Origin of the sequence: Campylobacter sp. IFREMER_LSEM_CL1097 (genome assembly GCF_025772225.1) — a bacterium.
GTDB lineage: Bacteria > Campylobacterota > Campylobacteria > Campylobacterales > Campylobacteraceae > Campylobacter_D > Campylobacter_D lari_D.
Genome location: NZ_JAKMRT010000006.1, coordinates 17,075 through 38,406 on the forward strand (window position 1 = coordinate 17,075; position 21,332 = coordinate 38,406).

The following is a 21,332-nucleotide window of genomic DNA, read 5'->3' on the forward strand; positions in this document are numbered from 1 at the left end:
TTTTAGTCCTTTTGGACTAAAAGATCTTTACACTTTAAAACATAGTTTTTTACATCTTTACTTTTATACAAAGTTTCTCTTATACATACGCCTGCTAAATTTAAATCTTTTAAGTGATTTATAGTTTGGATATTTATCCCACCTATGGCATAAATGGGTATTTTTGAAACTTCTAACAAATCTTTTAAATTTTTTATACCCTTTGGTGTTAAATCAGCCTTACATGAGCTTTCAAATACATGTCCGAAAAAAGCATGATTTACTTTAAACTTATAAGCTAAATCTAATTCTTCTTTAGAATGGATAGAAGTACCCAAAAGCTCAAATTTTTTATAACTTTGTGGGTAATTTTGTAAAATTATTAAGGGAGCATGAAAAAATTGATGATTTAATTTTAAACAAGCTTCATAATGATAATGCAAAAAGCAAATTTTTTGAGTTTTATTAAAAATTTTTAATACTTCTTTGGCTAATTTAGTATATTCTAACTCATCCAAATGTTTTTCTCTAAACACTAAAGCATCAATACTACTTTGACTTAGTTTTTCAATAAAATTTAAAAAATCTCCTTGGGTATTTTGACTATCGCTAATAGCAATGATTTTTTTATCCCACATAAATACTATCGCTCATTATAGCTTGTAAATTTGCATTTTTTAACATAACTAAAACCTCATCAACACTACGCATATCACTAATTTGAAACTGATCATCACCTTTTTTATCACCTTGGTGCTCACCTACCCCCACGCTTACACCTGCACTCATTTTAGTAGCTCCAAGTTTAATAACCCCGTCTCTAAATCCTGCTCTTTCACGCGTAGAAATCGTAATACTTGCAAAAGGTAAAAATAATCTATAAGCACATAAAACCTGCAAAAGCCTTGTTTCACTTACATCTTTTGGATGAATTTTTTTATTATTGATAATAGGTCTTAATCTAGGGATAGATAAAGCTATTTCAGCATGAGGGTATTTTTGCTGTAAAAAATACGCATGTAAAGCCGTAGCAAAAGCATCTTTTCTAAAATCATCCACGCCAAGTAAAGCTCCAAAAGCAACCCCTCTCATACCTGCTTTTAATGCTCGCTCTTGTGCATGAAAACGATACTCAAATACACTTTTTTCACCTTCAATATGAATTTTAGAATAAGTTTTTTGATTATAAGTTTCTTGATAAACACTTACATATTCACAACCCTTTTCATGAAGCAATGTATACTCATCTACATTCATAGGATAAACTTCAATTCCCACGACCTTAAAATACTCTTTTGCTATCTCGCAAGCTTTGGCAAGATATTCTACGCTAGCATATTCCCTGCCCTCACCTGTTAAGAGTAAAATTTCTTCCAAGCCACTTTTTTTAATCTCTTGCATTTCTTTGTGAATTTCAGCCTCGTTTAGCTTAGCTCTTTTAATATTATTTCCTTTTTGAAATCCACAATAAGTACATTTGCTATTGCAAAAATTAGAAAGATATAAAGGTGTAAAAAGTGAAATGGAATTTCCAAAATATTTTTGAGTAATCTTGCTTGATTTTTGTGCTAAATCTTCTATAAAATCTTCTGCTGCGCTTGAAAGCAAAGCTTTCAAATCTTCTATGTTAAGATAATCTTTAACTAAAGCTTGTTTTACATCAAAAGCGCTAAATTTACTTTCATCAAAATTTTCAACTTCTTTTAAAACCTTAGTTAAAATCTCACTTTCAATACTTTGCATATGAGGATATTTTTGCATTTTAATCTCTTAAAAAACCACTCAAAGGCGAGCTTGCACTTGGCGTACTTTCATTTGCTATACCTGCTAAATACGCATTATATCCTGCTTCTATAGCCAAAGCAAAAGCCTTTGCCATTTTTGCTACATCTTTAGCTTGAGCTATGGCGGTATTTGCCATCACTGCACTTACTCCCATTTGCATGGCTTCACAAGCTTGTGCTGGATTTCCTATACCTGCATCTACTATAATAGGTAAGCTAATTTCATTAAGTAAAATTTGTATAAATTCTTTAGTTTTTAAGCCCTTATTGCTTCCTATAGGAGCTCCAAGAGGCATTATAGCAGCAGCTCCCGCATTAGCCATAGCACGTGCTGCATATAAATCAGGATACATATAAACTAAAGGTGTAAAACCCTCATTTGCTAAAAGTTCTACTGCTTTTATACTTTCATAATTATCCGGTAGTAAATATTTACTATCGCTAATTACTTCAACCTTAATCATATCTCCACAACCAAGCTCTCTTGCAAGTCTTGCTATACGCAATGCCTCATTAGCATTTCTTGCACCTGAAGTATTTGGTAAAAGCTTAATATGCTTTGGGATAAAATCAAGTATATTTTCTATGCCTTTATCATTTACCCTACGCAAAGCTAAGGTGATAATCTCAACTTTTGCTTCTTCAATGGCTGATTTTATAAGCTCAAAAGAAAATTTCCCAGAACCTAAAATAAACCTGGAATTAAACTCATATTTTCCTATTTTTAATTTTTCCATTACTCGCTCGCTAAAAGTTCTAAAACTAAATTTGCTTGATGTCCTGCGCAAATATTTACACGCGGTGCCATAAGTCCATTGCCTACTTTTGCCTCGTTTTTTAAATCACCACAAACATAAAAGTTTTTTGCAATTTTTCTTGTTTGTATGCTGTTGCTATCGCCATATCCTGCTAAGCCAGAAGCACAAATTAATGTTTTTTGAGGATAGTGTTGATGAAAATTTTGCGCTAAAAGCGCTTTATATTTTGCACTATCAAAGGCTTCACAAACTATATCATCATTTGTAAAAAGTTTGGCTATATTTTCTTTTTCTATTTTTAAAACTTGTGCAAATACTTCTATAAAAGGATTAATTTTAGCGATTTGATCTTTTAAAGCTTCAGCCTTAAATTTACCCAAATCTTCCACCATATAAGCTTGACGATTAAGGTTACTTGGCTCAACCACATCAAAATCAATCAAATGAAGCCTACCAACCCCACTTCTTGCTAAATTTATAGCTATATGCGAGCCAAGTCCACCAAGTCCACACACTGCCACACTTGCCTTTTTAAGCTTATTATGAAGTTTTGGAGTATGTCTTGCCCTCATCATCGCATCAAGAGCTTCATATGGTGGTAAAGTATTTTTTTCTATACAAAAAAGCTCATCATTTTCTTTTAGATCCAAACTTTCTTTTGTTGCAAAACCATTGACTATCCATACATCATTTTCATTTTTACTCACACTTTGAAAAAATTCCAAAGTGTTTTTAAAATGCGTGTTTATCATACTACCATTAAATTTAATTCTCATCAACCACCACCTACAAAAGTAACAATCTCTACTTTATCATTTTCTTTTAAAATCAAATTTTCAAATTTATTCCTTGGGATAATTTCTCCGTTTAATTCTAAGGCAATAAATTCTATTTTTAATTGTTTTTCTTGAACATAGTCCATGAATTTAAGCTCTTTTAGCTCAAGCTTTTGCCCATTGATAATCATTTAAAACCTTTAGTTATTTTACTTAAAATACTTACTCACTTACATTATTATAATTAAATCTTAAAATAATAGCTTCTTTTATCTCTCCAATATCAATAGCATCTTCTAAATTATAACCAAATCTCAAAAGTAAAATTTCCAAATCTTTTTTAAATTTTATTTTTGTAGGTTTATTATGATAGGTTTCATTTCTAGCTTTTCTTATTTGGCTTAGTTTTGTCTTAAGATGTTCTTTGGTGCCAAAACTTGGTAAGACTTGATTTTTATATATTTTTTTATCTTTAAATATATAAGCAAATTCACTCCAATGATCTATTAATATCCCTTCTAAATCAATCAGACAAAAATCATCAAAAATTTGCCAAGTGCCATTATATTCATCTATTTTTTGACATCTCTTTTTAACTTTTTTTAAAAGACTTTTCAAAGCAGGATTAAAAACCTCTTCGCTAGATTTAAACCAATCATCATCTAACTTATTATACAAATTTGCTATTTTTACTGCTAAAGTACTTCTTAGAGCATTTTCATAACATTGTAAAAGTAAAAAATTTGCTTGATGGTTTTTGTGTCTTTTGGAATAAATTTTCATAATTAGCTCAAACAAATCTTCGCATTTTTGATTTTTTTCTAAAATCTTTTGTGCTTCTTTGCAAGCTCCCCACAAATATCCAAAATGCAAAACATTAATCCCTTTTATCATTCTAAATTTAAAATTGATAAATAGCTTTTCTATTTTTTCATAGCTACTTACATCAAGCTCAAAAGACATTTTACTTCCTATTAACTCCATTTTAAAAAATTAATGATATAATTTTAGAAGTTTAGAGGGCTAACTTGCCGGTAGCTGCAAGGTACTCTTAAATGAGAGGCTACTCTAAATTCCTATTACATCCATGCTTTTCCTAGTTAAAATTCTCTAATAAATCTTTAAAAACTAAATACAATTTTTCAAGCTCTTCTATACTCACTCTTTCATCAATTGCATGAATTCTATCATTGCACACGCCAAATTCTACCACCTTCACACCAAACTCAGCAAAATATCTCGCATCACTTGTACCACCTTTGGTGTTAAGTTCTGGCACTACTTGAGTGATTTTTTGCACACTTTCATTTAGTTTTTGTACGATTTTAGAGTCACTTTGTGTTAAAAAAGGCTTTGAACTTTGATTTATGCTCAACTCATAATCAAGTCCTTCACAAGTCTTTTCTATATAAGCTTTTACATCTTCTAAGCTAGTTTGTGGAGAATTTCTTACATTAAACATCAATTTTAAATCATTTGGGGTTACATTGCACACTTCCATACCACCGCGTATATCAGTAATAACGATTTTAGATGGTGCAAATACCTCATCACCTGGATCAAGATCAAATCCTGCTAAAAATTTCAAAGCAGAAGCAAAATTATGCACAGGATTAATGCATTTTTGCGGGTATGCTACATGACCTTGCTTACCTTTGATAAGTAATTTTGCATTGATAGAACCACGACGCCCTATTTTAATACTATCTCCAAATTTTTTATCACAGGTTGGCTCAGCAACCACAGCAAAATCAGGTAGCATATCTTTTTCTTGCATAAATTTAAGCACTTCAAGCGTACCAAATTTAGCCTCGCCTTCTTCATCGCTTGTTAAAATCAGTGAAATTCTTCCTTTGAAATTTTCTACCTCCTTAACTGCACACATAAAAGCAGCCACGCCACTTTTCATATCTTGCGCACCTCTTACATAAATAAATCCATCTTTTTCTAAAGGCTCAAAAGGATCACTGCTCCAACCCTCTCCTGCAGGTACTACATCTACATGCCCACCAAAAGCTAAATGCTCGCCATTATCACTAAATTTTTTAGTCAGCAAAAGATTTTTCACACCTTCTTTTTCTATAAAAAAAGCTTCAAAATCACTTAACTCCACTGCAATATAATTTAATGCTCCATCATCATCTGAGGTGATGGATTTAAATTTGCTCAATTCTTTAAAAATTTCAACTACTTGCATGTTCTATCCTATAAAAGCTTTATACAGCATAGAAAGAGCAAAATACTCTAAAATAAATGCTGAAAAAAGATTAATGTAAAATATATGTTTGTTTTTTACAAGTGCTTTGAATTTAGACACAAAAAACGATAGAGTAAAAATCCAAAACACAATAAAACCAACCAAACCAAAAAGCAAGGCAAAAGAGTTTTTACTCTGCATGCTAAGCCCTGCTACACTCAACCAAAAGCCTATAACATAAGGATTTGTAACATTTAAGAAAAATCCTTTGCTAAAACCTTTTAAAGGATGTGTTTTATTTACCTTGTTAAGATCGACTTTTCTTGTTTTTCTTAGCATTAAAAATACCATAAAACTCAAAAAGAAAAAGCCAAAAACCGCTAGTATTTTATAAAAAAATTCATTATTTGCAAAGCTTAAAAGCCCAAGATTAATCAAAATCAAAAAAAGTATATCAGCACTTAAAGCACCGAGCCCAACGCAAAAAGCATTTTTAAAAGAAGACAAAGCAGTATTTAAGATCAAAATATTCACAGGTCCAAAAGGCACAGACACACCCATACCTAAAACTATACCTTGTAAGATTACTTCTAACATTTTGCTTCCAAGAAATTTTCTATATCGGTTTTGATTTTATCAATAGCCGTGCAAACATCTTCTATATAAACTTTTGTGAAATTACTTTCTAAATATTTATCCTCATCAAGATTGTTTAATATACTTTGCTTACATACTCTTGCATACTCTTCCACGGGTAAAACCTGCCCGCTTGTGCCTATACATACAAATAAATCACAATTTTGTAATTTTTCATATAAAATTTTATAATTTGGTGCCATTTCTTCAAACATCACGATATTGTGCCTTACACTTTTGCTTTGACATTTAGGACAAATTTTATCATCACTACTTTCATAGTCTATGTTAAAAATATTTTCACACTCTAAACACCTAAGCTCAGGTAAAAAGCCATGCAAATGCACCACTTCTTCACAACCTGCTCGCTCTAATAAATCATCTACATTTTGCGTTAAAATGCTAATTTGTTTTGGAAATTTTTGTTTTAATAAAGCGATGATTTCATGTGCGTGATTTGGCTTAACACCAGCTAACTCTTTTCTTCTTTTATTGTAAAATTCCAAAACTTTTTTAGGATTTTTTCTAAAGCCAGTTGCAGAGCAAACTTCCATCACATCATGCTCTTCCCAAAGCCCACCACTAGCTCTAAAAGTCTTTATACCACTTGGAGCAGACAAACCTGCCCCGCTTAAAATCATCACTTGTTTCATTATTAAACCTCATTATTGTTTAAAGGTTTTACTATAATTTTACTTAAAGCTTAACCACCTTAGCACCAAAACCACCTTGATTAATCGGAGCATCATTAAAGCTTTTTACACTTTTGTGAGCTTTTAAAAACTCTTTTACCGCAAAAGCTAGTTTTCCTGTGCCTATACCATGATAAACTATCACCTCATCAAAACCCACTATCAAAGCATCAGAGATAAATTTATCTAATCTTTCAAGCGCCTCATCACTTCTTAAGCCGTGTAAATCTAAAGTCATATTCAAAGCACTTGGACGGGTTATATTGACACTTGATTTTACCTTTTGTGTAGGGTTTTGATTGCTTTTTTTAAGAAGCTTTAATGGCACACGCAAACTCAAACCATCGCTTTGAATCATCGCATCATTTTTTGAAATTGCAGTGATTTTACCTTTGATTTTTTCATATTTAACAAAATCCCCTACTCTAAGCTCTTCATTTTGCTCCATACTTGGTAAAACAATACTTTTTTTAAGTTCATTGGCTTTGTTTAAACTTCTTTGTTTTTCTTTAATATCTTTTAGATTTATCGTTTTTTTAGCTTCTTCTATGGCTTTGTGGTATTTAAACTCTAAATTAGAAATAAGCTTTTTAAATTCTTGCTCATTTTTTTCTTTTTGATCTTTAAGTGAAAGTAAAATTTCATCTACTTTGACTTCTTTTTTTTCAAGCTCTTCATTTTTCTTGCGTAAAGAAAGTTCAAGATTGATATTTTTACTTACCATTTCTTCTAAATTTTCTTTATCTTCTCCATAAAGCTTTTTAGCATTTTGCACTAAATTTGCACTTATGCCATATCTTAAAGCCGTTTCAAATGCATAAGATTTACCTATAGTGCCTTTTAAAAACTCATATTTTGGACGTGATAATTCCTCATCATACAAAGCAGTGATAAGTTCTACTTGTGAATTTTTAGCCAAAAGCATAGCAAGGCGTTTATGGTGGGTTGTAATGATGATTTTATTATCTTGTTCTAAAAGCTTAGAAATAAGCTCAGTATATAAACACGCAGCTTCTTCAAAATCTGTTCCAAGCTCTATCTCATCAACCCCTAATAAAACATTTTTCTTACCCAAAAGCTTAGAAAAATGCAACATTCTTCCTGCAAAAGTAGAAATATCATTTTTTACATTTTGTGGATCTTCTAAAATCGCATCAAATTCTTTGAAATTGCCTATTTGGCTTTTTTGTGCGTTAATTTTCATAGGAAGCAAATGCTTTGCAAGTAAAGCTGCACTTAACATTCCTTTTAAAAGCATAGACTTACCACCTGCATTTACACCTGTGATGATTAAAACTTTTTTATTAAATTCTATATTAACAGTTTTTGCATTTTTTAAAGCCGGATGTGCGAAGTTATATAAGCTTAAATTATTAGAACTATCAGCTAAAACAAACTCATAATCATGTTTTTTAGCCATCAAAACTCTAGCGCTATAATGATCAAATAAATCAAAAGCATTATTGATAAATTTCAAAAACATCAAATTTTTATAAAAAATCAAGCTGATTTTTTTAGCATACTCATAAAAAATTTCTTCTTTAGCATCTTTGATTTCATCTATTTGACTTTGGATTTTTTCTACGCTTAAAGGCACCACATAAAACCCACCGCCACTACTTCTACCTATGATTTTTGCTTTTAAGACATGATTAAACCCACCGCGTAAAAGCAAGGCCTCCATACCATTGATAAGATGGATTTGCGTATCAATCAAATATACACTAAGATTTTTAGTATATGTGAGTTTTTTAAACTCAGCTACCAAGCTTTCTTTTTTTATCTTTAGAGCTAAATTTAGATTAACAAGTCTTTCATCAACACTTTCTTTAATCTCACCCTTTTCATCAAAATACTCAAAAAGCTCTAAAATAGCCTGTGGAATTTCTATTTTTAAAAGCCATTCTTTTAAACTTTCTTCAAATTTTAAGCCCTTTAAGTATCTAAAATACATACAGATTTTAATAAATTCAAAGCTTTGGCTTAAATGTAAAATTCCTTGCTTGCTAAGATGAGTTAAAGCACCATTTAGCTCTTCTATCATAGGTGGAGGATTAAAATCAATCAGTGAAAGCTCATTGATTCTTTTATAATGAAGCTTGCTATCACCTTGTAAAAAAATTTCTTTATCTCTTGCAAAAAGCCCCCTAAAATCTTCTATATAGCCATCTAAATCTAACTTTTTAAAAAATTGCTCTTGCATTATTTATCTACCTTGCAATCTTTTATATCAAAAACATAGGCTTTAAATTGTTTATTTTTACCATTTGAAATAAAACTTTGCGTTCCATGTTCAAAGTTAAAATACTCTTTAGTGATATTAACATCTTTGCAAATTAGACTTTGTCCTTGTAAGAATGCATTGAGTGTTTCTTTTTTTAAAATACCACTTCTTGTGGCACTTAACTCAAATTTAATCGCAAAGGCAATCATCAAAATCAACACTAAAATCAAAAGATAATTACTAATCTTACCTATTTTTTTACGCAAAAAAATGAAAAAAAGTAAAATCGCAAAAAAAGCTAAGACATATAAAAAAATCTTAAACATACTTGCCCCTAAGCTTTGTGCTTATATCTCCTGCACCAAAACCAACTACCAAGCCATTTTCAATCAACTCATCATCAAGATAAATAGCACTTTCTTCTCTCTTGATTTCTTTTATAAATTTAGCTTTTGGAAAGTATTTTTGCATATTAATCTCTATTTTAGCTTCTCCTGCTGCATACACAGGTAAAATATAAAGCTCATCAACATTTGCTAAAACCTCGCTAAAATACTCTATATTTGCACTTAAACGCGTGTAGCGGTGAGGCTCAAAAATAGCTATGATTTTTTCATATCCAGCTAGCCTTGCATACTCATTTGCTGCTTTAAGTGTTGTTTTGATTTCTGTTGGATGGTGCCCATAATCATCAATCAAAGCCATATTTTTATTTGCAAATAAAATATCAAATCTTTTTTTAATCCCTTGATATTTTAAAAGCTTAGTTTTTAGCTCTTCTGTGCTTATAAATTCACTCGCAGCCAAAATAGCCAAAGCAGCGTCCATCGCCACATGCTCACCCATACCAAAAACGCTAAATTCGCCTAAATCTTTAAGCGTAAAATAGGTTTTTGGCTTAAAATTTTCCACTTTCATATAAATATTTGTGATATCTTTGCTTGGGTAAAGCTTTTTTGCATTATTTAAATTTAAACTTGACAAAAACTCATCTTCAGCATTAATCACTTGAATTTTAGACAAACGCAAAAAGTCTTCATAAGCTTTGTATAATTTTGAAAGATCATTTCCATAATGATCTAAATGTTCTGCTTCAACATTAGTCACTATAGCTAAATAAGGATTTGAGTTCAAAAAAGAACTGTCACTCTCATCAGCTTCAAAAATAAGATTTTCGCTTTCTTTATAAAGCATATTGGTGCCACTTTCTTTCAACACTGCACCAATAATAACAGAAGCTTCTATCAAGCTTGCTAAAATGCTTGAAGTTGTGCTTTTACCATGGGCTCCCGCAACCGCAAAAACTCTTTTGTCTTTTAAAATCATAGGCAGGGCTTCTTTTCTTGAAAGCGTTGTGATGTTTTGTTTTTTTGCACTGATTAATTCCTCATTATCTTCTTTGATAGCAGCTGAATACACCACTAAATCCACATCTTTGACATTGTCTTTATGATGAGGAATTTTTATATTTATACCTTCTTTTTCTAATTCTTTTGTGATTTTACTTTCTTTGATATCAGAACCACTAATCTTAAAGTCTTGTTCTTTTAAAAATCTCGCCAAAGCTGAAATTCCAATACCACCTATACCTATAAAATGAATTTTTTGCATTCTTGCCTCAAATTTTTTGAAAATTTAAGGCAAAATTCTATCATTTGTTTACTAAAAATAAAATATAAACTTTTTAATGAGTATTTATTTTATCCTGATATAAATCACATAGCCACATCAAAATATTTACACAATCTTATATAAATTACTAATACTAAAACTACTTTATATTTAATTTAGTATTAATATAACAATATTAAAATAAAAATATTAAGTTTAAATTAATTTAAAAAAATAAAATTGCAAAATATTTTATAAATAAATAAGGAGTAAAATTTGATCAATCCACTAAAAGTTTTTAGCACTATAAATCTAGTGTGGCTTATAAGACATTATGTGTTTGCAGCATGTATTTTTTTATTTTACCACTCCACTATCTAGCAGCATTTCATTTTTTATTATGTTAGGAATTAATTTTTATTATTTCCTTTTGCATGTTTTGTATGGAAAGAACTAAAAAATATACTGCTTGGAGATAATGTATTTTTTATCAATACTCTTTTTTTAATCATTGCAAAAATAGTTATAAAATTTTTATTATTTATGCTTGTCTTGCCAATTGGAATAATAGGATTTTCAATTCTTTGGTTTATAGTTAATAAACAAAATAGTTAAATCCAAATTTACTATATTAAATTGTTAATTCTAACAAATTATACTTTATATTAAAAGTATAATTTGTGTTTTAAAATATAAACTATTCTTCATAATTTTTCAAAAGCTTATCAAAGCCCCATAAATTTCTAGCTTCATTTGCCTTACTAACTTCCACTACAAGCATTTCTTCTTGATCGCCAAGTTGCTCTTGCACTTCGCCAAAAGCATTAATAAAAAAGCTATCTCCATAAAATTTCCACTCATTTTCTTGCTTTAAATTACCTATACGATTAACCCTTAAAATGCTTGTTGAGTTTAAAAAGGCTCTTGTTTTTAAAAGTTCTAGCCATCTTTGATTACTTTCAAAAGTACTAGCTGTGGGAATGATGACTAAGTCTATCTTTTTTTTCATGATCATTTGCCAAAAGATATCAAAATGTGCCTCAAAGCCAAAAAGCAAAGCACATTTTAAGCCCTCATGTGTGAAAGTAAAAAGTTTAAGCTTATCAGCTTTTTTATTGTTAAAAAATTTTTCTTCATTCCAGTGTGCATAAGGCATTAAAATTTGTTGCTCATACACTTTTACATTTTGTGGACCTACTTTTAAGCATAGTTTTTTTAAACCATCATTTTCAACACTTATGAAAGGTGCAATAATATTTAAATCATATTTTTTAGCAAGTTTTATCAAGCTTGCTTTTTTACTTTGACTTTGTTCTTTGATCATACTTTTTGGCATAGTTTTTAGCTCACTAAAAAAGCTATTTAAAACATACTCGCCCAAAACCACCAAATTCGCACCACTTTCCTTAGCAGCTTTTAGATAATAATCAAGCCTTGATTCACTCAAAGCCAAAGTGGGAAATTGTAAAGCTACAACACTACTCATCTACTTGCTCGATTTCTAATTTAGCATTTTCAAGCATAGTTCTTGCTTGCTTGATACTTTTTAAACCTTCTTTATAAATTTCTACGCAAGTTTTAAGGTCCAAATCTTTATCATTAAGTTTTTCCAAAGAAAGCTCGGCTTGTTTGATATGATCTTCAAATTCCATTAATTACTCACCTTATAATTTGGTGCTTCAGCAGTGATAGTTACATCATGCACATGGCTTTCTTTTAATCCTGCTGCAGTGATTTCTACAAATTCAGCTCTTTCTTGGAAAGCTTTGATATCTACTGCACCTACATAACCCATAGAAGATCTAAGCCCACCTAAAAGTTGATGTACTACACTTTTTATACTTCCTACATAAGGCACCCTACCTTCAATACCTTCAGGTACAAGTTTATCTTGAGCTGTACCTTCTTGGAAATATCTATCTGAACTACCTTTTTGCATAGCACCTAAGCTTCCCATGCCACGATAACTCTTATATTGTCTTCCTTGATAAGTAAATAACTCACCTGGACTCTCATCAGTTCCTGCCAAAAGTGAACCTATCATCACACTACTTGCTCCTGCTGCGATAGCTTTTGCAATATCACCTGAGTATTTTATACCCCCATCAGCGATTACTGGCACGCTGTATTTACTCGCTTCTATTGCACATTCATCTATAGCTGAAATTTGAGGTACACCCACACCTGAAACAATACGAGTGGTGCAAATACTACCAGGTCCTATACCTATCTTAACAGCGTCTGCACCTGCTTCACATAGATCTTTAACTGCTTTAGCACTTGCAACATTTCCTACTATCACATCTACATTAAATTCAGCCTTAATTGCTTTTAATGTATCAATAATCCCTTTAGAATGTCCATGCGCACTATCCATTACTATAACATCAACTTCAGCTTCTACTAAAGCCTTTACGCGATCAAGCTGACCCACACCCACGGCTGCAGCCACTCTTAATCTTCCATAAGCATCTTTATTTGAATTTGGATATTCTTTGCGTTTTTTCAAATCTTTTATAGTGATTAAACCTTCTAAGCGATTATTTTCATCTACGATTGGAAGTTTTTCTACTTTATTAGTAGAGAAAATCCTTTCTGCATCATCTAAAGTAGAGCCTTTTTTAGCAGTGATTAAAGGCATTTTTGTCATTACATTTTCTACTAAATTATCAAAGTTAGTTTCAAATCTTAAATCGCGATTAGTTAAAATTCCTATTAAAATTTTATTCTCATCTACCACAGGAACGCCTGAAATTCTATATTCAGCCATGAGTTCTAGCGCTTCTTTAACACTTGCTTTAGGTCCTATATAAATAGGATCCATAATCACGCCACTTTCACTTTTTTTAACTCTTTTTATCTCTCTAACTTGTGAAGCTATGTCCATATTTTTATGGATTACCCCTATGCCACCAAGCCTTGCCATCATAATAGCTGCTCTATGTTCAGTAACTGTATCCATAGCAGCTGAAATCAAAGGCATATTTAAGGTGATATTTTTTGTAAGTCTTGTTTTAATATCTACTTCTTTAGGTAAAACCTCAGAATATTGAGGGACTAGTAAAACATCTTCAAAAGTCAAAGCGCGTTTTATGATTTTCATAATTTTTCCTTTATTTGTTTTTGATAATTTCTTCCAAGCTCAAAGCACCATCTAATAAAGTTTGCTCATCATAAGCTTTACATATAAGTTGAGCAGAAATACTAAGTCCATTTTCATTTTTTCCTACTGGCACACTAATGCCACCAAGTCCTGCTAAATTCACTGAAATAGTAAATACATCTTCTAAATACATTTGCACTGGAGTTTTTATATCGTTAAAACCAAAAGCAACGCTTGGAGCAACTGGCATAAAAATCAAATCACAATCGTTTAAAATTTCTTCATATTTTTGCTTGATAAATCTTCTAGCCTTTTGTGCTTTGATGTAGTATGCATCATAATAGCCACTACTTAAAACAAAGGTTCCTAGTAAAATTCTTCTTTTTACTTCCTCACCAAAACCTTCACTTCTGCTATTTACATACATTTGGCTAAGATTGTCACATTTTTCACTTCTTCTACCATATCTTACGCCATCATAACGGCTTAAATTTGCACTTGCTTCAGCTGCTGCTATGATATAATAAGCCGCAACATCAAATGTAGAATCCATTAAGTCTTTATAAACAATCTCATGGCCATTTGCTTTTAACATATCTATAGTTTTTAATAAGGCTTGTTTTACATCATCATTAGTTTGCTCTATATAGTTTTTAATCACAGCTATTTTTAGCTTTTTATTTGCATTTAGTTTTGGTGTAGTTGGCTCAAAAGCTATGTTTGCACTTGTGCTATCTTTTTCATCATAGCCTGCAATAGCATCATATAAAATCGCAGCATCTTCAACATTTTGCGTTAAAACTCCTATTTGATCAAGGCTTGAAGAATACGCTGCTAAACCATACCTGCTAACTCTTCCATAACTTGGCTTAAACCCAACACAACCACAAAAAGCAGCAGGTTGCCTTACTGAACCACCTGTATCTGAACCCAAACTTGCTAAAGCTATCCCTGCAGCAACCGCAGCAGCACTCCCCCCGCTACTTCCACCTGGAACTTTAGTATTATCAAGCGGATTTAAAGTCTTACCATAAAAAGAAGTTGCACTTGTACTTCCCATAGCAAACTCATCCATATTACATCTTCCAAATGGAGTAAAATTATTTTTGCGTAAATTTACAATAGCGCTTGCATCATAAGGAGCCACATAGCCTTGTAAAATTTTAGAACCACAAGTTAATTCCCAATCTTTTACACTAATATTATCTTTTATAGCTACTGGTACGCCAGTATCTGAAGTGCTTAAGTCTTTATTTAAAAACTGCTCTACATAAGCACCTAAATGCTTTTGCTGATGTGCTTTTTCATTTAATTCTTTTTTTAGATTTTCTAATTCTTCATTTGAAAATTTCAAAGCTTCTTTTAAAGTTACCATTATTTATCCTTAAATTTTTTAACCAAATAAAACAAAAAAAGCGTGATAAATAAAAAGCTCAATAAAGTAATCACTACCACGCTAAAAGGTAAAGCTTGCTCAAACATTTTTTGCTTTTTCCACACTATTACATCTTGGACATAAACATTCTTCTTCTTTTGCTAAAAATTTCCAACATCTTGGACACTTGTGCAATAAAGAACGCACTATTTTAAAACTATGATCATCTATTTTAAACTCACTCAAAGTTTCTTTATCATCTAAGCTTTCTACTGAGCTTACCATAAACCAATCAGCTACTTCTTCAATATCTTCACTCAAAAGCTCATTTGCACTTGTTTGCAAGCTTAACTCTAAGGTTGATTTGATGATTTTGTTTTTTTTTAATACATCTACAAGCTCAAAGAATTTTTCTCTTGATTTTATAAATAAATCATCTTCGATTTTATACTCATAATCAAAGCCATTTTTTAATACCAAATCAAACACATCTTTAGCATTTTCTTTAATAGCCACATTTGCATGTTCTAAAGCTTCATCTATAGTGTAAGTTAAACTTGGAGCTAAAAGCGCAAAAAGCTTTCTAGCTATTAGCACCATAGCACTTTGCGCGCTTACTCTTTTTGTATCATCTTTTGTATTACAATACAATCTATCTTTGCACACATCTAAGTAAATTCCACTTAAATCCGCACTTAAGAAATTTAAAAGCACACTAAAGCCTTTTGCAAACTCATATTTTTCAAAAGCAGCTTCACATGCTTCAAAAGCAACTTTTGCACGCATTAAAATCCACTTATCTAAAAGTGTGAAATTTTTTGTTTCTAAAAATTCCATATCATTAGTATTTGCAAGTAAAAATCTTATAGTATTTCTTATCTTTCTATACTGCTCGCTTACTTGTTTTAAGATATTGTCTGAAATTTTTAAGTCCGTTGAATAATCACTAAGCATTATCCAAAGTCTTAAAATTTCTACCCCATAATTTTTAGCTACATTTTGAGGTAAAATCACATTACCCTTAGATTTACTCATTTTTTGACCCTTTTCATCTACGGTAAAGCCATGAGTAAGTATGTTTTTATATGGGGTTTTGTGATTGATCGCGGTAGAAATTAAAAGTGAGCTTTGAAACCATCCACGGTGCTGGTCACTTCCTTCAAGATACATTGAAGCTTGATATTCTCCTGCATCATATCTTGCTGAGTTTAATACTGCTTCCCAAGTGCTACCACTATCAAACCAAACATCTAAAATATCATAAACTTTTTCTAAATTATTTGGATCATATTTGCTATTTGGCGGTAATAAATCTTTTATTTCTAAATCCCACCACGCATCAGCTCCATTTGCTTCAAAAATTCCCACCAAATGATCTAAAACATCATCATCAAAAATCACTTCTTTGGTGTTTTTATCTCTAAAAAATGCGATAGGCACACCCCAATCTCTTTGTCTTGATATACACCAATCAGGGCGATTTTCTATCATAGAACTAAGTCTTTTTACCCCACTTTCTGGGTAAAATTTCACATTATTTAATTGCTCTAGTGCTAGCTCTCTTAAAGATTTTCCATCTAATTTTTTCTCATCCATTAAAATAAACCATTGTTTTGTGGCTCTATAAATAACCGGTTTATGTGTTCTCCAACAAAATGGATAAGAATGTATAAATTTAGAACTTTCAAGCAAAGCTTCGCCAAGCAATTCTAAAATACGCTCATTTGCTTTAAAAATATGAAGTCCTATAAACTCATTTAATAAATGCTCTGGCAAAAGCCCTTTAGCTCTTAGTGTTTCATCATAACACCCACCATCATCTACTGGCATAATCACTTCAATGCCATATTTTAAGCACACATAATAATCATCCTCACCATGACCTGGTGCAGTATGTACAAGCCCTGTTCCACCTTCCATTAAAACATGATCGCCTAAAATAAGAGTGGATTTTCTTTGATTAAGTGGATTAATAGCACTTAAATTTTCAAATTCAAAACCTAAAAGTTCTTTTTGAATTTTTCCTTGAGTGAAGTTTTTATTAATCATATTTTCAAGCAAGGCTTTAGCAAAAATATAACCTTCTTCAGTGATAACATATTTTTCATTTGGATTTAAAGATATAGCTTGATTTGCCGGTAAAGTCCAAGGCGTGGTAGTCCAAATGACTGCTTTAGCTTTTTTTACACCTAGCTTTTCAAGGGAAGTTTTATCAAGCTCAAAAGCTACAAAAATAGAATAATCTTCTTTGTCTTCATACTCTACTTCAGCTTCTGCTAATGCACTCTTAGCAGCCCAACTCCAAAAAACAGGCTTACTTCTTTCTAGCAAAAGTCCTTTTTTAGCGATTTTACATAAAGCTTTGTAAATATCTGCCTCAAAAGCATTTTTCATAGTCAAGTATGGCTCATCCCAATCAGCAATCACACCCAAAGACTTAAATTCATCTCTTTGGATATTTACAAATTCTCTCGCATGCTCTCTGCAAAACTCACGAATTTCTTTTTTGCTTAAACTTTGCTTTTTATCTTTAAGTTTAACTTCAACTTGCTGTTCTATCGGTAAACCATGACAATCCCAACCAGGAGTAAAACGCACTTTTTTACCTTGAAAATAATGCATTTTAATGATGATATCTTTTAAAATTTTATTTAAAGCATGGCCAATATGCAAATGTCCATTAGCATAAGGAGGGCCATCATGTAAAGTAAAACTCTCGCTTATTCCTTGTCTTTTTTGTTTCATTTTTTCATAAGCATAGTTGTTTTCAAACCACTTGCTAAAACGCTTAGGCTCAAGCTCTGCTAAATTTGCACGCATTGCAAAAGTCGTATTTGGAAGCAATAGCGTATCTTTATAATCCATATAATCCACCTTGAAAAATTTAAAAATAGTAAATTCTACTTAAAATACTTTTAATTTGCACTTATTTTTTTGTTATAATCGCAATAAAAAAAGGAAAATCATGAAACATCTCATCATCATTATAGGCAATGAAATTATTATTAATGAAAATTATATGCGTTATATACAAGAAGAATACAAAAAGCAGTTTTTAGAGCTTCATGAGTTAAAATTTATAAACAAACCTGATAAAGAACTTCCTTTTTTACTTGAAAAACTTTCTAAAGAATATAGCTATATAACCATTTTTAGCATTAGCGAATACTATGCAACCATAGCTAAAATCATAGCAACCTTAAATGATGATGTTTTAATCTTAGAAAATGATACCCTAGTACCTTCAAAAGCTTTGCGTGAAAAAAATTCCTTTTTAAGTTCTTTTGAGCAATGCCATATTAATTTATTAAATATAAATATAGAGCAAAAATTGCCTTTGATTTTGCAAAATCCTGAACTTGACTATGCGTATTTTTGTCTTTTAGATATAGATGAAATGAGTGCAAATATCTTACTTAGCACACTTACTACTTCTTTTGAAATTCAAACTTGCTCAAGTGCATTATTAGATAATCTCATTTGCATTAGAGCAAGTGCTAGTCAATATGGAAAACTAGAAGGATTTTTAAAAGGGGTTTTCAAACTTTTTGCAGGAAAAGTATTTTTAGGAAATGATCCTATTAAATTTATAGCCAAAAAACTTTTAGAAAAAAACTTAAAAATTTCCTTTGCAGAAAGTTGCACCGCAGGACTTTGTGCTTCAAAATTTGCTGAAAATTCAGGAATTTCTAATGTGTTTGAGGGTTCTTTGATCACTTATTCTAATCGTTTAAAAAATTCTTGGCTTGGGGTGAGCAATGATACTTTAGAAAGTGTTGGGGAATATTCTGATCGTTGTATTTATTTTATGTTAAAAGGGGTTTTTAAAACCACAAATTGTGATTTTGCTTTAGCGCTTAGTGGGGTAGCTGGAGAAGAAAATGATAAAAATACCAAAGCAGGCACCATCTACATAGGAGCTATGTATAAAGATGGAACCTTTTTACAAGAATGCATTCATATACAAGGCAATAGAAACTATACAAGAGAGCAAGCTAGTTTGGCTGCATATTGTTTAATGCTTAGATTAAAACCTGAAATTTTCTTTGGTGTTTAATTATAAAAACGGTGTAGTTAAAAATACACCCCACCACTTAAATACAATTTCATTCTATGTTCATCATCATATTTATACTGATGAACTGCTCTTGCTGCATCAAGCTTTATATAATACTCATTAGCTTTATTATAAAGTATTTGTAAGCCTACTGCATCTAAAAAATGCTCATCTGCTAATCTATCCCCTGAAGCTTTTTCATACCAAGCATAACCTACATCATAAAAGGGAGTAAAATAAAAATTAGTATTTGGTATATTTATTCTTATACCAAAGTTAGCTACTATGGTATTATCTCCATCTCCTTCTCCATTATCATAAGCTCTTACTCCATAAGCTCCACCTAAAGATGAACTCTCAGAAGAATCTAATTCAAAATTTCCTAATACCTTTTGATAGTTTATATTTAAAGTATGAGTAATATACTCATTAATACTATAATAATTATTCAAACTAGCATTGAGTTTTCTAAACCAACCAAAGCCTTTGCTTTCATTTTTAAAATAATTATCTTCTATAAAAAGTCCATCATCATTAACCTTACCTATACTTATCTTAGCACTATAACTTAAGGTATTATTCTCAAAGCCTCTAAATAAACCTTCTAAACCTACACTACCTACATTAGAATTTTTATTTGCTATATATGAAAATGGTGTATAAGCGAAAGCTTTATCATTTAAAGTTTTATGATAAATACTAGAAGTAAAGTATAAAGATGAATTAGTATTAATCCATACAGGATAAGAAAAGTCTATACCTATACTTTTTGAAATTCCACTAAAGCCAACTTCTTGATAATCTCCACCTAAAGAATAATTTCCTTTTGATACACTTGGAGTAATTTTTAAATTTCCTAAAAAGAAAGTATAACTAGCCCCATAGTTAATTTGTTTTTCATTGCTTGATTGTAAGTAAAAATTATAATAATCTCCCATATTAAATATAGAATTAAATCCCATACTAATACCAGCTCTAATATCCCCTGCACTTTTAATACCATAATTATCAGCATATAATAATACATTAGCCTTAGTATCAGGAACTACTTCTATAACTATATCAGTTTCTCCTACATTCTCTCCTGCTTGTAAGCCTGCTAGGGTTTGAATGCCATACATTTCATTGACTTTATACACACTATCTTCTATTAATTTAGTAGAGATGATTTTACCTTTGATTCTTTCATTAAGCTTACTTTCTATGAAATAATCTTTTATAGTAGTTTTATTCTTTATTATATACTTACCTAATGTTCCTAAGGCTATGTTTATTTGCACACTATCTTCAAATTCTTGTTGGGGTACATAAGCTGTTGCAGCAGGATAGCCATTAACTTGGAAATAATAAGCAATAATATTAGATATATCTTGTAAATCTTGCAAGCTAAATTTTCTAGTGCTAAACTCACTAATGAGTATTTGCAAATCATCTTCTTTAATACCTAGCTTTTCAAAGCTAGTATTTTCATTAGTGATAACAAATTTGTATTTGGTTATTACTTCTTTAGCGGTGGTAGTATTAGTTTGATTACTTGAGTTAGTAGAGTTATTATTAGAACTATTGTTTGTTTGTTTATTTGGATTACTTGTATTATTGTTGGTATTGGTTTGATTGTTTAATTTGGTAGTGTTATTATTAAAACTATGATTGTTTGAAGCATTATTGGTATTAAAGCTATTATTAGTTGAATTAAAATTATTGTTTGTTTGATTATTTATACTAGAGTTAGTGTTAGTTTTGTCATTGTTTGTGTTAGTGTTAGTTTGGTTATTTAGGTTGGTAGTGTTGTTATTAGTTTGATTGTTAGTTTCCTCATTAGTTTCATCTTCTTGATTTAGCTTTTCTTTTAATTCTTTCTTTTTTTCTTCAAAGTCTTTTTTAGCTTCTTGAGTTTTTTTATAATCATCTTTAGTTTTTAAATTTTCTTTGATAGCTTTGTTTTGAGGGAGATTTCTATCAGGGGATAGTTCTATAACCTTTTCTATATCATTTTTAGCTATGATAATACTTCCATTATTAGCATAGACTAAAGAGCTAATTGCTATAATACAAAGAGAGAGTTTTTTCATGATTTTACCTTAATTTATAATAACACTTGATTTAGATTAATTGTAATTTAAGAATTGATCAATAGTAA

Annotated in this window: 19 protein-coding genes; 1 reads left to right on the plus strand and 18 read right to left on the minus strand. The window is 30.8% G+C overall.

The features are described from left to right. Nucleotides 1-2: 2 nt before the first annotated feature. From L8W64_RS03685 to ileS, 17 genes are all read right to left on the minus strand, one after another. On the minus strand, nucleotides 3-617 hold the full coding sequence (locus L8W64_RS03685) for a thiamine phosphate synthase (RefSeq protein WP_263672883.1): 615 nt from the start codon (nucleotides 615-617) through the stop codon (nucleotides 3-5). Beyond that, nucleotides 607-1,740 carry a 2-iminoacetate synthase ThiH gene (gene thiH / locus L8W64_RS03690; RefSeq protein ID WP_263672884.1) on the minus strand — a complete coding sequence of 378 codons (1,134 nt, stop codon included), beginning with the start codon at nucleotides 1,738-1,740 and terminating at the stop codon, nucleotides 607-609. Before thiH ends, L8W64_RS03685 begins: the two co-directional genes overlap by 11 nt. A 1-nt stretch (nucleotide 1,741) precedes the next feature. Beyond that, entirely contained in the window at nucleotides 1,742-2,500 is a 759-nt protein-coding gene (locus L8W64_RS03695) for a thiazole synthase (RefSeq protein ID WP_133319804.1), read from the minus strand. Beyond that, entirely contained in the window at nucleotides 2,500-3,300 is an 801-nt protein-coding gene (gene thiF / locus L8W64_RS03700) for a thiamine biosynthesis protein ThiF (protein WP_263660246.1), read from the minus strand. The genes L8W64_RS03695 and thiF overlap by 1 nt, the downstream gene beginning before the upstream one ends. After that, nucleotides 3,297-3,488 (minus strand): sulfur carrier protein ThiS, encoded by a 192-nt coding sequence (thiS, locus tag L8W64_RS03705; protein ID WP_263672885.1) that lies wholly within the window; start codon nucleotides 3,486-3,488, stop codon nucleotides 3,297-3,299. Before thiS ends, thiF begins: the two co-directional genes overlap by 4 nt. Before the next feature lie 31 nt (nucleotides 3,489-3,519). Continuing rightward, nucleotides 3,520-4,260, minus strand: coding sequence for a CAAX protease (locus L8W64_RS03710; protein ID WP_263672886.1), 741 nt, complete (start codon nucleotides 4,258-4,260; stop codon nucleotides 3,520-3,522). A 133-nt stretch (nucleotides 4,261-4,393) separates the two neighbouring features. Next, the gene (dapE, locus tag L8W64_RS03715) at nucleotides 4,394-5,494 is read right to left on the minus strand and encodes a succinyl-diaminopimelate desuccinylase (RefSeq protein WP_263672887.1); all 1,101 of its coding nucleotides are present in this window, start codon (nucleotides 5,492-5,494) and stop codon (nucleotides 4,394-4,396) included. Between the two features lie 3 nt (nucleotides 5,495-5,497). After that, complete coding sequence (locus L8W64_RS03720) at nucleotides 5,498-6,091, minus strand: LysE family translocator (protein WP_263672888.1); 594 nt, start codon at nucleotides 6,089-6,091, stop codon at nucleotides 5,498-5,500. Beyond that, a complete protein-coding gene (locus L8W64_RS03725; protein WP_263672889.1) occupies nucleotides 6,085-6,783 on the minus strand; it encodes an SIR2 family NAD-dependent protein deacylase in 699 nt (232 codons plus the stop codon). Before L8W64_RS03725 ends, L8W64_RS03720 begins: the two co-directional genes overlap by 7 nt. 43 nt (nucleotides 6,784-6,826) lie before the next feature. Continuing rightward, nucleotides 6,827-9,025: an endonuclease MutS2 gene (locus L8W64_RS03730; RefSeq protein WP_263672890.1), complete on the minus strand. Its 2,199-nt coding sequence runs from the start codon at nucleotides 9,023-9,025 to the stop codon at nucleotides 6,827-6,829. Beyond that, nucleotides 9,025-9,372: a hypothetical protein gene (locus L8W64_RS03735; RefSeq protein WP_263660240.1), complete on the minus strand. Its 348-nt coding sequence runs from the start codon at nucleotides 9,370-9,372 to the stop codon at nucleotides 9,025-9,027. The genes L8W64_RS03730 and L8W64_RS03735 overlap by 1 nt, the downstream gene beginning before the upstream one ends. Continuing rightward, the gene (gene murC / locus L8W64_RS03740) at nucleotides 9,365-10,657 is read right to left on the minus strand and encodes a UDP-N-acetylmuramate--L-alanine ligase (RefSeq protein WP_263672891.1); all 1,293 of its coding nucleotides are present in this window, start codon (nucleotides 10,655-10,657) and stop codon (nucleotides 9,365-9,367) included. Before murC ends, L8W64_RS03735 begins: the two co-directional genes overlap by 8 nt. A gap of 697 nt (nucleotides 10,658-11,354) precedes the next feature. Then, nucleotides 11,355-12,143, minus strand: a complete 789-nt coding sequence (locus tag L8W64_RS03745; RefSeq protein WP_263660238.1) for a carbon-nitrogen hydrolase family protein — start codon at nucleotides 12,141-12,143, stop codon at nucleotides 11,355-11,357. After that, nucleotides 12,136-12,309, minus strand: a complete 174-nt coding sequence (gene xseB / locus L8W64_RS03750; RefSeq protein WP_039628709.1) for an exodeoxyribonuclease VII small subunit — start codon at nucleotides 12,307-12,309, stop codon at nucleotides 12,136-12,138. Before xseB ends, L8W64_RS03745 begins: the two co-directional genes overlap by 8 nt. Continuing rightward, nucleotides 12,309-13,760: an IMP dehydrogenase gene (gene guaB, locus L8W64_RS03755; protein WP_133319793.1), complete on the minus strand. Its 1,452-nt coding sequence runs from the start codon at nucleotides 13,758-13,760 to the stop codon at nucleotides 12,309-12,311. The genes xseB and guaB overlap by 1 nt, the downstream gene beginning before the upstream one ends. A 10-nt stretch (nucleotides 13,761-13,770) precedes the next feature. After that, on the minus strand, nucleotides 13,771-15,135 hold the full coding sequence (gene gatA / locus L8W64_RS03760; protein ID WP_263672892.1) for an Asp-tRNA(Asn)/Glu-tRNA(Gln) amidotransferase subunit GatA: 1,365 nt from the start codon (nucleotides 15,133-15,135) through the stop codon (nucleotides 13,771-13,773). A 99-nt stretch (nucleotides 15,136-15,234) separates the two neighbouring features. Beyond that, nucleotides 15,235-18,000 (minus strand): isoleucine--tRNA ligase, encoded by a 2,766-nt coding sequence (ileS, locus tag L8W64_RS03765; RefSeq protein ID WP_263672893.1) that lies wholly within the window; start codon nucleotides 17,998-18,000, stop codon nucleotides 15,235-15,237. 100 nt (nucleotides 18,001-18,100) lie between these two features. Here ileS and L8W64_RS03770 point away from each other — a divergent pair, with 100 nt between their 5' ends. Continuing rightward, complete coding sequence (locus L8W64_RS03770) at nucleotides 18,101-19,192, plus strand: CinA family protein (RefSeq protein WP_133319790.1); 1,092 nt, start codon at nucleotides 18,101-18,103, stop codon at nucleotides 19,190-19,192. Nucleotides 19,193-19,209: 17 nt separating this feature from the next. Here the strand turns inward: L8W64_RS03770 and L8W64_RS03775 are convergent, their stop codons facing one another. Beyond that, nucleotides 19,210-21,264: a ShlB/FhaC/HecB family hemolysin secretion/activation protein gene (locus tag L8W64_RS03775; RefSeq protein WP_263672894.1), complete on the minus strand. Its 2,055-nt coding sequence runs from the start codon at nucleotides 21,262-21,264 to the stop codon at nucleotides 19,210-19,212. Nucleotides 21,265-21,332 lie beyond the last annotated feature (68 nt).

Coding starts and splice junctions, on each gene's coding strand:
- L8W64_RS03685 (WP_263672883.1), bottom strand. CDS start 617: ATGTGGGATAAAAAAATCATTGCTATTAGCGATAGTCAAAATACCCAA.
- thiH (WP_263672884.1), bottom strand. CDS start 1,740: ATGCAAAAATATCCTCATATGCAAAGTATTGAAAGTGAGATTTTAACT.
- L8W64_RS03695 (WP_133319804.1), bottom strand. CDS start 2,500: ATGGAAAAATTAAAAATAGGAAAATATGAGTTTAATTCCAGGTTTATT.
- thiS (WP_263672885.1), bottom strand. CDS start 3,488: ATGATTATCAATGGGCAAAAGCTTGAGCTAAAAGAGCTTAAATTCATG.
- L8W64_RS03710 (WP_263672886.1), bottom strand. CDS start 4,260: ATGTCTTTTGAGCTTGATGTAAGTAGCTATGAAAAAATAGAAAAGCTA.
- dapE (WP_263672887.1), bottom strand. CDS start 5,494: ATGCAAGTAGTTGAAATTTTTAAAGAATTGAGCAAATTTAAATCCATC.
- L8W64_RS03720 (WP_263672888.1), bottom strand. CDS start 6,091: ATGTTAGAAGTAATCTTACAAGGTATAGTTTTAGGTATGGGTGTGTCT.
- L8W64_RS03725 (WP_263672889.1), bottom strand. CDS start 6,783: ATGAAACAAGTGATGATTTTAAGCGGGGCAGGTTTGTCTGCTCCAAGT.
- L8W64_RS03730 (WP_263672890.1), bottom strand. CDS start 9,025: ATGCAAGAGCAATTTTTTAAAAAGTTAGATTTAGATGGCTATATAGAA.
- L8W64_RS03735 (WP_263660240.1), bottom strand. CDS start 9,372: ATGTTTAAGATTTTTTTATATGTCTTAGCTTTTTTTGCGATTTTACTT.
- murC (WP_263672891.1), bottom strand. CDS start 10,657: ATGCAAAAAATTCATTTTATAGGTATAGGTGGTATTGGAATTTCAGCT.
- L8W64_RS03745 (WP_263660238.1), bottom strand. CDS start 12,143: ATGAGTAGTGTTGTAGCTTTACAATTTCCCACTTTGGCTTTGAGTGAA.
- xseB (WP_039628709.1), bottom strand. CDS start 12,309: ATGGAATTTGAAGATCATATCAAACAAGCCGAGCTTTCTTTGGAAAAA.
- guaB (WP_133319793.1), bottom strand. CDS start 13,760: ATGAAAATCATAAAACGCGCTTTGACTTTTGAAGATGTTTTACTAGTC.
- gatA (WP_263672892.1), bottom strand. CDS start 15,135: ATGGTAACTTTAAAAGAAGCTTTGAAATTTTCAAATGAAGAATTAGAA.
- ileS (WP_263672893.1), bottom strand. CDS start 18,000: ATGGATTATAAAGATACGCTATTGCTTCCAAATACGACTTTTGCAATG.
- L8W64_RS03770 (WP_133319790.1), top strand. CDS start 18,101: ATGAAACATCTCATCATCATTATAGGCAATGAAATTATTATTAATGAA.
- L8W64_RS03775 (WP_263672894.1), bottom strand. CDS start 21,264: ATGAAAAAACTCTCTCTTTGTATTATAGCAATTAGCTCTTTAGTCTAT.